10 protein-coding genes are annotated in these 15890 nt (G+C 53.7%); 9 read left to right on the top strand and 1 reads right to left on the bottom strand.

Annotated elements, in window-relative coordinates; all coding sequences use genetic code 11:
- The first annotated feature begins 41 nt into the window (after positions 1 to 41).
- The 4 genes from WJU16_RS11030 to WJU16_RS11015 all read left to right on the top strand — a co-directional run bounded on the left by WJU16_RS11030 (position 42) and on the right by WJU16_RS11015 (position 4101).
- Positions 42 to 1325, top strand: a complete 1284-nt coding sequence (locus tag WJU16_RS11030) for an MFS transporter (RefSeq protein WP_341838365.1) — start codon at positions 42 to 44, stop codon at positions 1323 to 1325.
- A gap of 11 nt (positions 1326 to 1336) precedes the next feature.
- Complete coding sequence (locus WJU16_RS11025) at positions 1337 to 1846, top strand: DinB family protein (protein WP_341838364.1); 510 nt, start codon at positions 1337 to 1339, stop codon at positions 1844 to 1846.
- Between the two features lie 9 nt (positions 1847 to 1855).
- Complete coding sequence (locus WJU16_RS11020) at positions 1856 to 2404, top strand: dihydrofolate reductase family protein (protein WP_341838363.1); 549 nt, start codon at positions 1856 to 1858, stop codon at positions 2402 to 2404.
- 722 nt (positions 2405 to 3126) lie between these two features.
- A complete protein-coding gene (locus WJU16_RS11015; RefSeq protein WP_341838362.1) occupies positions 3127 to 4101 on the top strand; it encodes a terpene synthase family protein in 975 nt (324 codons plus the stop codon).
- A gap of 20 nt (positions 4102 to 4121) precedes the next feature.
- On the opposite strand, the gene WJU16_RS11010 is transcribed toward WJU16_RS11015, so the two are convergent.
- Positions 4122 to 5846, bottom strand: coding sequence for an ATP-binding protein (locus tag WJU16_RS11010; protein ID WP_341838361.1), 1725 nt, complete (start codon positions 5844 to 5846; stop codon positions 4122 to 4124).
- A gap of 543 nt (positions 5847 to 6389) precedes the next feature.
- Between WJU16_RS11010 and WJU16_RS11005 the strand changes: the two genes are divergently transcribed.
- The 5 genes from WJU16_RS11005 (at position 6390) to ligD (ending at position 15867) form a co-directional block, all read left to right on the top strand.
- Positions 6390 to 9581, top strand: coding sequence for a SusC/RagA family TonB-linked outer membrane protein (locus tag WJU16_RS11005; protein WP_341838360.1), 3192 nt, complete (start codon positions 6390 to 6392; stop codon positions 9579 to 9581).
- Between the two features lie 22 nt (positions 9582 to 9603).
- A complete protein-coding gene (locus WJU16_RS11000; protein WP_341838359.1) occupies positions 9604 to 11064 on the top strand; it encodes a SusD/RagB family nutrient-binding outer membrane lipoprotein in 1461 nt (486 codons plus the stop codon).
- A gap of 11 nt (positions 11065 to 11075) precedes the next feature.
- Positions 11076 to 12644 (top strand): calcineurin-like phosphoesterase family protein, encoded by a 1569-nt coding sequence (locus WJU16_RS10995; protein ID WP_341838358.1) that lies wholly within the window; start codon positions 11076 to 11078, stop codon positions 12642 to 12644.
- Positions 12645 to 12804: 160 nt separating this feature from the next.
- A complete protein-coding gene (locus WJU16_RS10990; protein WP_341838357.1) occupies positions 12805 to 13656 on the top strand; it encodes an SRPBCC domain-containing protein in 852 nt (283 codons plus the stop codon).
- A gap of 60 nt (positions 13657 to 13716) precedes the next feature.
- Positions 13717 to 15867, top strand: coding sequence for a DNA ligase D (gene ligD, locus WJU16_RS10985; RefSeq protein WP_341838356.1), 2151 nt, complete (start codon positions 13717 to 13719; stop codon positions 15865 to 15867).
- Positions 15868 to 15890 lie beyond the last annotated feature (23 nt).

The raw sequence follows: 15890 nt of genomic DNA, 5'->3' as shown, positions 1-15890 counted from the left end.
GGAATGGGCGTACCATTGCAATACCCATTTAACCTGCATGCATGAAACCGTTTTACGCAATATTGATCAATTCCATCGTTGCCGGCATTACCAACACTTTCGTATGGTTTGCCGTCACCTTTTGGGTGTACCTCGAAACCAAATCCGTTCTCACCACCTCCTGGATGGCGGGTATCTACATCGGTACGGTCGCCGTTTCCGGGTTTTACCTCGGTTCCATTGTGGACCATTACAAGAAAAAGCGCGTCATGATGCTGTCGAGCGTGGCTTCGTTGGTGTTTTTCGCACTGGCGGCCCTCGTGTATGCCATCACCCCGGCGGCGACTTTCAAAAACCCGGAAAGCGCGGTGCTATGGGTTTTTATTGTGCTCTCGCTCCTGGGCGCCCTCGCGGGCAACCTGCGCTACATCACGCTGCCTACGGTCGTAACGATCCTCGTGCCGGAAGATACCCGCGATAAAGCCAACGGGCTCGTGGGCACCGCCAACGGCACCGCTTTCCTCGTGGCCTCTGTGTTCAGCGGACTGGCCATCGGCCTGCTGGGCATCTTCTGGACGATGGCCGCGGCGGTAGCCGGTACTATGCTCTGTATCTTCCACCTCTCGTTCGTGAAAATGGAAGAAACGCTCGTGCGGGAAGCGCATAACGAAAAGCCGCGGCTCGATGTGCGGGGTACCATCCAGATCGTGCGGCAGATCCCCGGTTTGTTCGGGCTGATTTTTTTCAACACGTTCAACAACTTCCTGGGCGGGGTTTTTATGGCGCTGATGGATCCCTACGGCTTGTCGCTCGTGTCGGTGGAAGTATGGGGCGTGCTCTGGGGCGTGCTGAGCCTGGGTTTCATCGTGGGCGGCATCGCCGTATCGCGCACAGGGCTGGGCAGGCAACCCATCCGGACGCTGTTCATGTGCAATATCGTGATGTGGACCATCTGCATCTTCTTCGCGCTGCAGGCTTCCATCGTATTGCTGGCGGTTGGGATGTTCGTGTACCTCTGCCTTATCCCCGTTGTGGAAGCGGCGGAGCAGACCATCATCCAGAAAGTGATCCCGCTGGAACGGCAGGGCCGCGTGTTCGGGTTTGCGCAAAGCATCGAACAGGCGGCGTCGCCGCTAACGGCGATCATGATTGGCCCGCTGGCGCATTTCTTCTTCATTCCGTTTATGACCGACGGGGAAGGGGCCAGGCTGATCGGCCCGTGGTTCGGTACAGGGCTGGACCGCGGCATCGCACTCGTTTTCACCCTCACGGGCATACTGGGGCTCGCGGTAACGCTCATCGCGAAGCGGACCCGCGCTTATACCCATTTGTTGAAAATCGCTTAAAACCACAAACCATGAATACACAAGAAGTGGCGCAAGCAGGCAAAGTGGCGGCATGGCTGCTGCTGTACGACGGGCATACGCCCATGTTCCATTTCGTGCTGGAAGGGCTCACCGAAGCAGATGCCCGCAAACGGCTCGATACCCCGGCCAACCATCCCATCTGGCTGGCAGGAAGTTTGGTGCAGGAACGGTTTGAAATGGCCAATGTTTTGGGATTGCAGGAAAAACAACAAGCCCACGAATTGTTCGACAACCACAAAGGCATCCAGCCCGACGCGGAATATCCTTCCCTGGATACGCTTCGTGCCGATTGGGAACGCATCACACCGATGCTCCGCGAAGCCTTCGCCAAAGCCACCAGCGATCAGTTGAACGGTCCCAACCCCTGGCCCATGCCGGGTATGGATGAGATCAACCTGCTGGATATGTTGTTATATTGCATCGACCGGGAATCCTATTGCATCGGTCAGCTGGGGCTCTGGCGCCGGCTGCTCAATTACCCGCCGATGCGTTACCAGTAAAAATCAGATATGCGTAAACTTTTTGTTTCCAACCTTGCATCGCTCGACGGCTATATCGCCGGGCCCAACCGCGAAATTGACTGGCACAATGTGGACGGCGAATATGAATCCTACGGCGTAAAAATGATGAATTCATCGGGCGCCATTCTTTTCGGCCGGATCACTTATGACCTGATGGCGGGCTACTGGCCCGGGGCCACGGATAATAACCCGGAAGTAACGCGAAAGATGAACGAACTGCCCAAATACGTGTTCTCCAACAGCCTCCAATCTGTTAGCTGGAACAACGCGCACCTGGTAAAGGAGCCGATGGAAAGCTTTGTAAGAAAGCTGAAGGAAGAAGACGGCAACGATATCGTGCTCCTGGGCAGCGGTACCATCGTTGCGCAGCTGACGGCGCTCCGCCTGATCGACGAATACCGCATATTTACGGTACCCGTTCTGCTGGGCGGCGGAATTCCCGCATTCCCGCCCGGATTCGGCCGCACGGGGCTGGAACTGGTGTCTTCCCGCGAATTCAGTGAAGGGAATGTCCTGAACACCTATTGGGTGAAGTAACATTGCCGTGAAAAGAGGTTTTTGGGGCCGGCGGTTTCCTTGGGAAGCCACCGGCCTTTTACGTTTTCTCCGGAGCGAAGGCAGGGTTACTGTAGCGGTAAGGAAGGGGTACTGTATGTATATCTTATACAGGTACAATACATACTTCCCCTTTACTGTAGCGGGTTTATATGCCTTTAATATACTGTAGATACACTTTAAACCCTTAGTTACCCCTTAGTAAACCCTCTTTAAGGCAGCATTAACGCAATTTTTCTTGTGTAAGCGTGAGATCATAACCTTCAACAGGCCAACAACTTCCTCCCTTGCATTCCAATTCATTTTGCGTTCGCGCACGGGGCGTATATCGTAATGCCCCGGCTTTCCGCGGGAAGACGTTGAATGTTTAAACATCCATTGGCAAAAAACGCCCTTGTTTAACAAAATAAGACATTAGGGTTACGAAAGGGACAATCGCGGCTGTACGCATTAACTGATTGACTTATAAAACATCCGGCTAATAAGTGTAACTTTTATGCAGTTATCCATCCGGGTAACGGTAGCCATAGGACACAGAAAAGATGCACTTTCTATCGTGACACTTTTCTTTCATCAGACAGCGAACACATCGGGGATGACGTGAGACGGACAGGCGGAGGGCCTGTGACCGTGCCATCCTCCATTATCCAATTTGAGTCAGACGATTACACATTTATATTTCTTTATTTAAAAAGCACTTTACCATGAAAGAGATCCTTAATGCCAATGCACTGCAGTATTCCTTCACTCACAAACTCAACGAGAATGCCGCAGCCATGGAAGCCGTTCTCCGTACCTGGATCGAGACGGACTATAACTGGCTGCCAGATAAAATGAAGTTCAAATACGGCAAAACGGGGATGGGGCATTGCGGCGGCTGTATCTTTCCACATGCATCGATGGAGCAACTGACGGCGATCTGCCGTTTTTTTATTTGGGCTTTTACGGTGGATGATATTCATGAACGTTCCGACCCTGCCGAAATCGATCGTATCCGCAAAATTTCGCTGGACGGTTTGCGGTACGGGCGTTTCGCTTCCGAAGAGGAAATTTTTAATTCGCTTCCGAAGATGCGTGAAGAGTTGCTGTCGATCGCTTCTCCAAAATGGCTGGATCGTTTTTGCAATAGCCTCGACCGTTATTTCGACGGTTTGCAGGAGGAAGTTGCATATCGCGTTCCGCAGGTCTTTCCCGATTTCGAAACCTTCGTGAACATCCGCATGAAAGCGGTGAACGTGTATTCGATGATCCATCTCTGCGAAGCCATCACAGGTACCACGCTCCCCGATGCTGTGGTGCAGCATCCCGTTATCGACCGGCTGGAACAGTTGTCGTGCAGCATCCAGGCGTGGTCGAACGATTACTTCTCCGCTCACCTAGAGAAGGGGAACGACGTGATGAACCTGGTGTTGATCATTGAAAACGAAAGGGGTTGCTCTTTAAGCGAAGCATACCTCGAAGCATTGGCCATTCATGACGCGGACGCAGTGGAATTTGTAGCCCTTACGCAGCAGCTACCGGATTTCGGCAGATGGAACGGAGCGGTGCGGCAATACGCGGAAAACCTTCAGCTAATGATCGCCGGCAATCTTTTCTGGACATTGAACCTGACGGAACGTTACAAAAAAGGCGGTCATCCTTCTGAAGACCTGGCCAAAGTCAAGGAGCTTGCGGCTTAAATCCCTATTTGTAGAAGTCTTTAAGCCAGTGTCTGCGATTGCAGGTGCTGGCTTAATTGCTGTAAGAGGGTAAATCTGTCATAAGGTTTGCGGATAACGCCTCGCGCGCCGAGTTCCGTCCAATGCTCGGTTGGGCCGCCTTTGCCGGTGATCATGATCACGGGGATGTGTTTGAAACGCACGTCGGACTTGAGGGCGCGCAGCGTTTCGGGTCCGCTCAGGGCGTGCATGTTATCGTCAAGAATGATGCAGTCGGGCAGGGTAGGGTTGCTTTCGAGCTTTTCGAGCAGCTGGCGCCCGTCGATGCTCGACGTAATGGCGCAGCCGAAAGATTGCAGCAGGGAGGAAAGCAATTTGTTTTGCATGAGATCGTCTTCCGCGAAGCTTAGGTTCAGGCCTGCCAATTGGTGGATGGCTTGTTGTGGCGCAGCGGTTTCGGGAGACTGGCCGGCAACGAGCGGGAAGGAAATGGTGAAGGTGGTAAGGCCGTTCTGGCTCGTTACGTGGTAAGTTCCTTCGAATTGGTCCATGATGCTGCGAACGATATACAATCCGAGCCCGGAGCCTTCGATCCGTTTGTTATGTTTCGCGGTCATGAATTTATTGAACAGCAGTTTGATTTTTTCCTGCGGGATGTCAGGGCATTGGTTGGCGACGGAAATTTCCAGCGAACGGTTGTTGTTGATGCCCGAGAGGCGCACCAGGACGGGAGTTTCTTCCCGGCCGTATTTAACGGCGTTGGAGATGAGGTTGGTGATGGCGATGTTGAGCTGGAGGGGATCGCTTTCGATGTAGACGGGTAGGGCTTCGTCGTATGCCAGTTGAATGTCCAGTTTACGGGATTCCGCTTTGATCTGCTGGATTTTGATGATGCCGTCAATAAATGCGCGCAGCTCGAACGTTTCCGGGTGTATCCCGGAGGCGCTGCCATTTTCGATCTCGCCCATGTTCAGCACATTAGTGACGATATTACGCATGCCGGAATTGATGGTGGAAAGTTGTTCCACATAATGCTTCAGTTTTTCATACTCCGGGTTGTCCTTGATTTCGGCATTGAGGAGATCTATGAGGATAGAGTTGGACGCTAGGTTGTTCCGCATTTCGTGGGAGGTTTTGAAGATGAGCATGGAAACCTGGTTCAGGAGGATTTTATTTTCCCGGATATCCTGCACGAAATATCCCAGCACGAGCGCGTCAAAGAGCAGGAAACAGGGCAAAGCCACCCAGCGAAGGAGATATTGAAATTCTTCCGCCAATTGTAAAGGCGGTACGATATTGTAATAGTAATTGACTTCCAGCGCGATCAGTGTCAGGATTGCCGCGGTAATGCCCGTAATTCGCTGCCAGCGCTTCCGGTACACCAGGAAGCTGATGCCGAAGATGAAAACCAATATGAGGGAAATATTAATGATCTTCCCGAGAATAGCTGCAAAATACAAGGCGCACAGGCAATGCGCGAGCATCACTCCCAGGCTGGCAGCCTCATACTTTTTGTTCTTGTTCAGGACGATAATTCCCAAAAACAAGGCCCCTTCAAAAATAGCAGGAATCAGAATGCCGTTTTCTCCCGAATACAGGTAGAAGAAGTATCCGATGGACACGGCTAGCAATGCCGTAATCAGGCAGATACTATTAACCGTCCGTATTTTGTGCGCCTTCTCTTCGGGCAAACCCTTAGAACCTGCGGAAATAATTTGATTCACCCATCCGGCAAAGGTTGTCAGTATGTAGGCGGGGTAGCGCATAAGTGGGTTTTTGGATCGTTCAGAGCGTGGTTTTTCCAATAATTCGAGTCGGGTTTCTGGACCCAATATACCGAATAAATCTGCTGAAATTGTTAATTGTTTGCAAATAGAAAAGCCACTGTGGTTTTCGCCGCAGTCCTCCCAAAAGCCGCTGCTCCCTCCCACTGGACCAGCCCCAGCCGGCACTTTCCTGTCGGCGCCGATCCTCTATTTCGCTGCCTTGGTTCATAACATTCAGGTTTACAGCTGATTTTGTTATTGATATGTGAATAAAAATAAACAAGTGTGTAAGGTACGGATTGCGGGCAGCGCCTGCTATCCCTAACTTTTCCCGAAACCCATTTTAGAAGTTTTGCTACAACGTGCGATTTTCAATTTCCTTTCGCCGCGCTTTAAAAATTGCACAACTCTCGCTTTCAAAATATTACGGGGAATTTCAAAATGTTAACATTATCGTAAAGTTTAGTTAGTGTTCCCGTAACACACCCGCTGTTCCTTTGCGCCCTGAAACCACGATCTACAGATCACCTAATCGATCACCATATGAAGAAAAAATTACTACAGTTACTCGCCTGCATCTTTTGCTGCGCGGGATTGTTTTTGCCGGGCCAGCTTTATGCACAAGCCGAAATGCCGGTAAAAGGCACGGTTCGGACGGCGGACAACGGCTCCCTCATGCCCGGGGTCACCATCCTTGCCAACGGCAAACTGGTAGGGATGACCGACGAGAACGGTTCCTTTTCCATCAACATTACCGAAAAAGGCACCCCGCTCGTTTTCTCCATGATCGGTTATGAAAAACTTACCTACATCGTTAACGATATCCAGCCCCAGCTGAAACTCACCATGAAATCCTCGTCCAGCAGCCTGAACGAAGTAGTGGTGACCGCACTGGGCATCAAACGTGCCGAAAAGGCGCTCGGCTACGCCCAGCAAACCGTTGGATCAGAAGCCCTCACCGACGCGCGCCCCAACAACTGGTCGGAAGCCCTGCGCGGTAAAGTTGCCGGCCTCAACATCGCCGGCCTCGGCGGCCCCCTGAACTCCCAGGAAATCCGCCTCCGCGGCGAAAGCTCCCTTACTACCAACGGTAACGCTGCCCTGGTAGTGGTCGACGGTATCCCCGTTAACGGTGGCCTCACCACTTCCGGCGCCTCCAACATGTACATGGGTGGCGACGCTTCCATCGACGTACCCGTGGATTTCGGCAACGGTATCGCCGATATCAACCCCGACGATATCGAAAGCATCTCCGTGCTGAAAGGTCCCGGCGCTACCGCGCTGTACGGCAGCCGCGCGGCCAACGGAGCGGTGCTGATTACCACCAAATCCGGTAAAACCCGCAAAGGACTGGGTATCTCCCTCAACTCCAATAACAGCTGGGACGTTATCACCCGCTGGCCCGATTATCAATACGAGTACGGCCAGGGCGATGGTAAAACAAACTATAACGCCGACGGTGAAATGTTTTATTCCTACGGTGTATCCGCCGACGGCCGCAACACCGGCGGCAGCTCCAGCGCTTTCGGTCCCAAATTCAATGGACAGATGTACTACCAGTACGATCCCACCCGTTTCGGACAAGGTGCGGAAAGAACGCCCTGGGTACCTTACAAAGACAACCGCAAATCCTACTGGCAAACAGGACGTACCTCCACCAATAGTATCACCCTCGATAATTCGGGCGACCTGGGAACGGTACGCGCTTCGCTCACCCATACCGACAACAAATGGATCATGCCTTCCATGGGTTTCAAGCGGACCACCGCTTCCGTGAATGCAGGGTATAAAATTTCCAGCAAGATCAAGGTGAGCTCCGTGGTGAATTACACCAACAAAACTTCCGATAACCTGCCGGGCCTGGGTTACAATAACCACTCCATCGCTTATTTCATGATCTTCCAGAACCCGAACGTAGACCTGAACTGGTACCGTCCGCTCTGGCGCCCCGGCTTCGAGGGTATCGACATGATCCGCCCGTACAGCTCGTTCATCGACAACCCGTTTGCCATGACCGATGAGATCAAGAACGGCCTTCGCAGCAACCAGCTCACCGGTAACCTGAAAGTAGACGCGCAGATCACACCGAAGATCAGCCTGATGCTGCGCTCCGGCATCAACACTAACCAGCAGGCCCGCGACCAGCGCCGCCCCTGGGATATCAACCGCTACGGACAAGGCTTCTACCAGACGCAGCAGGTGTACAGCCAGGAGATCAACAGCGACTTCCTTTTGTCTTACCGCGACGCATTCAACAATGGCAATTTCACCCTGAACGCTTCCGTGGGCGCCAATTCCATGACCAGCCAGTACAAGCGTAACGATAATACGCTGATCGGACTGGTGGTACCGGGTGTGTATAAAATGACGAATGGTATCGGCAACCCGCTCGTGGCGACCTACGATGCCGATAAGAAAGTAAACAGCGTGTACGGGTTGATCAACATGGGATACCGTGAAAGGATCTTCCTCGATCTGACCGGCCGTAACGACTGGTCGAGCACGCTGCCGCAGGAAAACTGGTCGTTCTTCTATCCTTCCGCCAACCTCAGCGTGATCCTGAGCGAGATGATCCAGATGCCGGAAGCGGTCAGCTTTGCGAAATACCGTTTGTCTGCCGCACAGGTAGGTAACGACACCGATCCTTACAGAACGAACAAATATTACAACCGCAGCGACTTCCCCAGCTCCGCTGAAGCGCCTACGCAGTTGTACAACCTGCACTTCAAACCTGAAATCGCGACCAGCATCGAAACCGGACTTGACCTGGGTTTCTTCAAGAACAGGCTGCGTGTGGATGCATCCGTGTATCAGACCAATACCAAAAACCAGATCCTGTCTGTTCCCCTGGAACACTCATCCGGCTTTAGCTCCGCTATCCTGAATTCCGGCGAGATCCGCAACCGCGGCGTGGAACTGATCGTGACCGCCACACCGGTTAAAACCAAGCATTTCAGCTGGAATGTGATCGCTACCTGGGCCACTACCCGCAGCAAGGTGATCAGCCTTGATCCGAGATTAGGCGGCAAGCTGTCGATCATGGGCTCTTCCAGCGCCACGCTCACCGCCGTTGAAGGCGAGATTGCTTCCGCGCTGTATGGCCTGAAGTTCGAGCGCGCTCCGGATGGCCAGATCGTGTACAGCAACGGTTTGCCCGTTGTGACCCAAACTACCGAATACATCGGCGATACCAACCCCGACTGGAGAGCCGGTCTCGTGAACAACCTGACTTACAAAAACTTCCGCCTGAGCGCTACGTTCGACGGCCAGTACGGCGGCATCCTTTATTCGCACTCCCACCACAAAATGACCGAGCAGGGTAAACTGAAACATACCCTGAAAGGCCGTGAAGAAGGCTGGATCGTGGGTGAAGGCGTGGAAAAGAAGGCGGATGGTTCTTATGCACCGAATACGACGAGGGTTCGTCCTGCCGACTACTACGCGCAATATTACCGCCTGAACAACACGGAAGCAAACTCATTCAACGCTTCCTGGCTGAAGTTCCGTGAAGTGTCCGTGGAGTACTCGCTGCCGGCGAAGCTCGTGGGTAATTCCTTCCTGAAAGGCGCGAGCGTGGCGGTATATGGCCGTAACCTGGCGGTGTGGTCCGACTTCCCGATTTATGATCCTGAAGTGGCGACTCAGGCAGGCGGTACCGGTATCCTGACCGGTGTGGAAGTTGGGCAGATGCCGAACCCTGCCACCTTTGGCTTCAACCTGAAAGTAAAACTGTAATCAACCTGAAAAACAGCAACAAATGACATTCTCCCGCATAGGTAAAAATATCCGTTCCATCAGTCTGATTTCCGCGGCTGCCGCTACCCTGGCGCTTGGCGGTTGCACCAAGGACTTCATGGAAACCAACTCCGACCCGAACCGTCTTGAAAGCATTACGCCGGGCACGCTACTCAATCCTACCATCTACGGCGCAGCGACTTATGGCATGAGCCGCAGCCGGTCCTTCACTTTCGATCTGATGCAAGTGGCAGGACCTTTCCCCAACGAAAATGTGGACGACCAGATATTCCTGTATGATTTCCGGGAAGACGTAGGCAATGGTATATGGACTACAGGTTACAAATGGCTGGCCAATGCCCGCGAGATCGAATTGAGCGCCGCGAAATTGGGCAATAGCAACTATCTGGCTATCGCGCTAACCCTCAAAGCCTGGATGTATTCGGTTCTGACTGACTGCTTTGGCGACGTACCCATGAGCAACGCGCTCAGTGGTGAAGACGGCAAGTTCTTCCCGACGTTCGACAAGCAGGAAGATGTGTATAAAACCTTGCTGGCCGACCTGGAAAGAGCCGATACTATTTACGGCAAGGGTTCTACCGCAACTTATGCGGCAGACATCCTGTATGCCAACGACTTTACCAAATGGAGGAAGTTCACCAACTCCCTTCGCCTTCGCCTGCTGCTGCGTTCCGCCGGTAAAATGCCGGAGAACTATGGTAAAATGGCCGAGATCATCAATAATGCAGCCGCGCATCCTATCTTTACGGCCAACGCTGATGCCGCGGTGCTCAATATTACTGGTTCCGTGCCGAATATTTCACCGTGGAGCCGTCCGCAGGACTTCAGTACCGGCCGCGTATGGTTCGATTTCTTCATGAAAAATCTGAACGACGTGAATGATCCGCGACTTAAACTTTTCGCCAGCGTAGCCCGCGGGAAGGATAATGCCAATCTCGGATACAAAGGATTGCCCGTCAGCTATATGGAGCCGCAGACGGTGATGGACTATACACCTTCCGGCCTCCTGCAGCGCCTGGTAATCGCGCCGATGATCGTGCCGATCATGAGCTTTGCAGAAGTGGAATTTATTAAAGCCGAACTGGCGCAGAAAGGTCATATCACCACATCGGCGGAAGATCATTACAAAAGCGGTGTGAAAGCGGCGATTGAAATGTGGGGAGGTGTGATGCCGACCAATTATTTCGACGCACCCGCGGCGCAATATGATGGAACACTTTCCCGTATTATGTTACAGAAGTATTATGCGCTGTTTTTCACCGATTACCAGCAATGGTTCGAACACCGCCGCACTGGTTTCCCGGTGTTGCCGAAAACGTCGTTCATGTTCAATAACGGCAATATGCCGGCGCGCATGTACTATCCTACCACTGTCAGAATCTATAATACCGAGAACTATCTGAAAGCAGTGCAGCAGATTGGTGGCGACAGGCTGGATGTAAAAGTTTGGTGGCAACAATAAAATCAATCAGCATGAAAAGGAAATTTTTTACGGCATTCGCCGCACTCACCCTGATCGCCGCGATGGCGCAGGCACAGGTGAAAGGCAGGGTTTATGAAGATCTGAATGGAAATGGGAAGCTGGACAAGAAAGAGAAAGGTCTTTCCGGCGTGTATGTCAGCAACGGTACTGAAGTGGCCGGTACCGACGCGCAGGGGAATTATGAACTGCCGGAGCGCCCGGGCACGGTAGTTTTCGTGATCAAGCCCGCAGGCTACCAATTTGCCCTGGATGCGAATAACCTGCCGCAAAGTTATTATATCCATAAGCCGGAGGGCTCGCCCGCCGATTTCAAGTTCAAAGGTTCCACGCCTACCGGTACGCTGCCTGCGCAACTGAACTTCGGCCTGCGCAAACAGGAGGAAAACAGCAATTTCCGGGTGCTCGTATTCGGCGACCCGCAACCTTACACCCTGCAGGAAATCGAGCATTTCAGCAACGGCGTTGTAAAGGAAGTGGAAGGCGTGAAGAATGTTGCCTTCGGCCTCAGCCTTGGGGACCTTGTGGGCGATAACCTCAGCCTGCACGGCCCGTACATCCAGGCCGTGAAGAAAGTAGGCCTGCCCTGGTACAACGTAATCGGCAACCACGACATGAATTACGACGCGAAAGACGACCTCTTCGCCGACGAAACCTTCGAAGCCAACTTCGGCCCCGCCAATTACGCCTTCAACTACGGCAACGCGCACTTCATCGTACTTGACGATATCATCTACCCCGATCCCCGCGACGGAAAAGGCTACTGGGGCGGCTTGCGTGCAGACCAGCTGCAGTTCATCGAGAACGATCTCAAAACCGTTCCGAAAGATAAACTGGTGGTACTCGCGTTCCACATCCCGCTGCTGAACGAAGGCGGCGTATCATTCCGGACCGAAGACAGGAACCGCTTGTTCGAATTGCTGAAAGATTTCCCGAACACGCTGTCCATGTCAGCCCACACCCACCTGCAACGCCAGAATTTCTACGGAAAGGCAGACGGATGGATGCAGGAAAAGCCGCACCACGAATACAACGCAGGCACTACTTCCGGCGACTGGTACTCCGGCGAGATCAACGCCCAGGGCGTTCCCGCTTCCACCATGCGCGACGGCACTCCGAAAGGCTACGCTTTCCTGAACATCCACGGCAATCAATACAGCATCGATTATAAAGTGGCGGGTAAATCCGACGGTTACCAGATTGAGCTGTCGATTCCGAAGGTGATTGAGAAAGACCGGAACAGCTCGGCGGGCATTTACGCCAACTTCTTCATGGGCGCCAAAGGCGACAAGGTGGAATATTCCATCGACGGCGGCGAATGGAAGCCCATGGAATACATGGAAGCCGCGGATCCCGCGTACCTGGATGTACTCCACAAGTTCGATCACACCGAGAAACTGTTGAACGGGAAACGTCCTTCGCATGCGGTGCAGAGCACGCACCTCTGGTGGGTGAAGATTCCGTTTAAGCTGCCGGCAGGCGAACACCAGGTGAAGGTGAGAGCAACCGACCGTTACGGGAAGAATTATGAAGCACAAGGCGCTTATACCATTTTGCAATAGACTGAAACACAATCATACAAGGCCGTACGCTTTATCGCGTGCGGCTTTTTTGTTTTCAGGCGTTATGTACAGGGGCATTGTGGCCAGGATAATGGCTCAAAAAGCCCCCCAGGCGGAAGTGCAATTGTCGTAAATTCCGGGAGTTAAAAATTTCAATGCCATGTATACAAAGGGAGCATTCATCTTCGCCGACCTCACCGTGCCTGGCGCCACGGCGCTACGCGATTTTTACCAGGAAGTGATCGGTTGGGAATCGGACGGTATACCGATGAAAGACGGCGGTGAATCGTACGAGGATTACATGATGAAAGACGATGCCGGAAAGCCGGTGGGCGGCGTTTGCCATGCCAGGGGCGGGAACCTGGGCGTTCCGCAGGCGTGGATGCTGTATGTGCACGTTGATGAACCGGAGAAATGTGTGGAAGCGTGCGAGCGACTGGGTGGGGAAGTGGTGAAAATCGCGAAAAACAAGGAAGGGCGCATCCATTACGCCATGCTCCGTGATCCGTTGGGGAATGCTTTCGGCCTGGGAGATTTCAACCTGGGGAAACAGCCGGAACCGGGGCCTGCGGCCAAAGCTGCGATCCAGATCGGCAAGCCTGTGGCGGAAGTGTTTGAAGCGATCGTGAATCCGGAGATCATGCGCCACTATTTCATTTCGCAATCCACCGGCAGGATGGCTACCGGCGCTACCCTCACCTGGCGCTTCCCGGAATTCGACGGCGACGTTCCGGTGCGGGTGAAAAAAGTGGAATCGCCCTCGCTGGTGCGCTTCGGCTGGGACGTGAACGGCCATGAGCTGGAATGCGCCATCCGCCTGGAGCCTTTCGCGGAGGGTAAGGCCACCATTGTGAAAATCGAGGAATCTTCGCCTGAAGGGTATGATCCGGGGCAGGAATGGCTGGTGGGCAATACGGAAGGCTGGGCCAATTTCTGCGCATGTATGAAGGCCTGGCTGGAATATGGGGTGCACCTGCGCACGGGGGCTTTCGATTTCCGCTTCGTGAAATAGCACTGTGGCGGAAAACGGGCAATTCCAGCTGGCATAGTTTCTGCCGCATGACTGGCAGAAATGGCAAGGAAAGCTTCACATACCGCCATAGAGGAACGAGCTCCGACGCCCGGCGCGCTGGCCGGCGCCGCGGACCTTCGCAAGCAGCCCGCCGCTGCCCGGAAGAAGGCTGTCAAACCGCCGGGGAAACTCCCCGCGAAGGTGGCCGCCTTGCTGAAAAAGGCGGTCAAACGGCCGATGGACCCCAATATCCGGCCCATGCTGGCCACGCTGGTGAACGAGCCGCCCGGTTCGGACGAATGGATCTTCGAGATCAAGTGGGACGGCTACCGGTCGCTCGCCTTCATGGATAAAAAGGCGACGGACCTTCGGTCCCGCAACAACAAATCCTTTTCCCAGAAGTTCTATCCCATCCAGGAAGCGCTGCAGGCCTGGGGGATCCGCGCCGTGGTAGACGGTGAGATCGTTGCCGTGAGCGACAACGGTGCGGCGAACTTCGGCGCGCTGCAGCAATGGCGCAGCGAGGCCGACGGCGAGCTGCGGTATTATGTTTTCGATATCCTGTGGTACGACGGCCACGACCTCCGCGATCTTCCCCTTACCGACCGCAAAACCATCCTGGAAGCCCTGATCCCGGCAACCGGCGCGATACTCAGTAGCCCGGGGTACGCCACGTCCGGGAAAGAGTTCATGCAGGCGGTGAAGGAGCTCGGACTGGAGGGGATCATGGCCAAGGAGAAAAACAGCACTTACCGCTCCGGCGACCGGGCGCGCGACTGGCTGAAGATTAAATCCGGGCGCCGGCAGGAAGCCGTTATCGGCGGGTATACGAAGAATGAAGGCAGTAAAAAGCCCTTCTCGGCGTTGCTGGTAGGATTTATGGAGAACGGGAAACTGGTGTATTCCGGGAAGGTAGGGACGGGGTTTACAGTGCGGCAGCAACAGGAGATTATGGAGAAATTCAAGCCCTTGCTGCGCAAGCGGCAGCCATTCACGCAGGAACCTGACGTCAACAAGCCCAGCCGTTTCCGCCCCAATCCTCCGAAAGCGGAGGCTTTCTGGTTGAAACCGGAGCTGGTGTGCGAGGTGAACTATACGGAGATAACCTCCGACGGGGTAATGCGGCACCCGTCATTCGAAGGGCTGCGCGACGATAAGCCTGCCGGTGAAGTAAAAGCGGAAAAGGAAACAGCCGTGTCCGAAGTAACAGAAGAAAAACCTCGCAGGAAAGTAAAGATGCCGCTGACGCCCGCGGGGGCCAAATCCCGTAAAACGTTGCTGAACCCTTCGGCGGATTCGCAGGTGCGGCAAGTGAGCGGGCATGAACTGAAATTTTCCAACCTGGATAAAATCTACTGGCCGAAGGAAAGGATCACCAAGCGCGACATGCTGAACTACTACTATCAGGTGGCGCCCTTCATCCTTCCCTACCTCGCCGGCAGGCCGCAATCCATGAACCGCTACCCGAATGGCATCGCCGGGAAAAGTTTTTATCAGAAAGACGTCACCGCTACCGCTCCCGACTGGATGCGGCAATATCCGTATACAACGAGCGAAGGGGAAGACAAAAATTTTCTCGTTCCCGAAGACGCCGCCGCGATCCTCTGGATGGCAAACAGCGGTTCCATCGAGATGAATCCCTGGAACAGCACCATTCAAACGCCTGATCATCCCGACTGGTGTTGCCTCGACCTCGATCCTTCGGAGAAAAACACCTTCCGGCAGGTGATTGAAACCGCGCTGGCGGTAAAGGAAGTGATCGACGGGTTGGGCGTGAAGGGATATCCGAAGACTTCCGGCAGCACAGGCATTCACATCTACATCCCGCTGAACGCAAAATATACTTACGACGAATGCCAATTGTTCGGGAAGATCATCGCCACGAAAGTGCACGAAATGCTGCCGGGGTATACCAGTATCGAGCGGATGACACGCAACCGGAAAGGGAAATTATACATCGATTATCTCCAAAACCGTCCGAAAGCCACGCTGGCGGCGCCCTATTCTCTCCGTCCCAAGCCCGGCGCCCCGGTATCCATGCCCCTGCATTGGGAAGAAGTAAAGCCAGGCCTGAAAATCACCGATTTCAACATCCACAACGCCCTGGACCGGATCAAAAGCGAAGGCGATCTGTTCAAGCCGGTTTTGGGTAAAGGAGCGGATCTGCAGAAAATGCTCCGGCGGCTGGAGCGCGACAGCAAGAAGGCCTGAAAAACCTTATATTAGCTGTTCAC

This window comes from Chitinophaga pollutisoli (assembly GCF_038396755.1).
Lineage (GTDB): Bacteria > Bacteroidota > Bacteroidia > Chitinophagales > Chitinophagaceae > Chitinophaga > Chitinophaga pollutisoli.
The sequence above is the reverse complement of the archived record's forward strand: the minus strand, read 5'-3'. Positions and strand labels throughout refer to the sequence as shown.

What these genes read in the sequence shown, in the direction of transcription:
- WJU16_RS11015 (WP_341838362.1), top strand. Translation starts at nt 3,127, where the DNA reads ATGAAAGAGATCCTTAATGCCAATGCACTGCAGTATTCCTTCACTCAC.
- WJU16_RS11010 (WP_341838361.1), bottom strand. Translation starts at nt 5,846, where the DNA reads ATGCGCTACCCCGCCTACATACTGACAACCTTTGCCGGATGGGTGAAT.
- WJU16_RS10995 (WP_341838358.1), top strand. Translation starts at nt 11,076, where the DNA reads ATGAAAAGGAAATTTTTTACGGCATTCGCCGCACTCACCCTGATCGCC.
- WJU16_RS11005 (WP_341838360.1), top strand. Translation starts at nt 6,390, where the DNA reads ATGAAGAAAAAATTACTACAGTTACTCGCCTGCATCTTTTGCTGCGCG.
- WJU16_RS11025 (WP_341838364.1), top strand. Translation starts at nt 1,337, where the DNA reads ATGAATACACAAGAAGTGGCGCAAGCAGGCAAAGTGGCGGCATGGCTG.
- ligD (WP_341838356.1), top strand. Translation starts at nt 13,717, where the DNA reads ATGGCAAGGAAAGCTTCACATACCGCCATAGAGGAACGAGCTCCGACG.
- WJU16_RS10990 (WP_341838357.1), top strand. Translation starts at nt 12,805, where the DNA reads ATGTATACAAAGGGAGCATTCATCTTCGCCGACCTCACCGTGCCTGGC.
- WJU16_RS11030 (WP_341838365.1), top strand. Translation starts at nt 42, where the DNA reads ATGAAACCGTTTTACGCAATATTGATCAATTCCATCGTTGCCGGCATT.
- WJU16_RS11020 (WP_341838363.1), top strand. Translation starts at nt 1,856, where the DNA reads ATGCGTAAACTTTTTGTTTCCAACCTTGCATCGCTCGACGGCTATATC.
- WJU16_RS11000 (WP_341838359.1), top strand. Translation starts at nt 9,604, where the DNA reads ATGACATTCTCCCGCATAGGTAAAAATATCCGTTCCATCAGTCTGATT.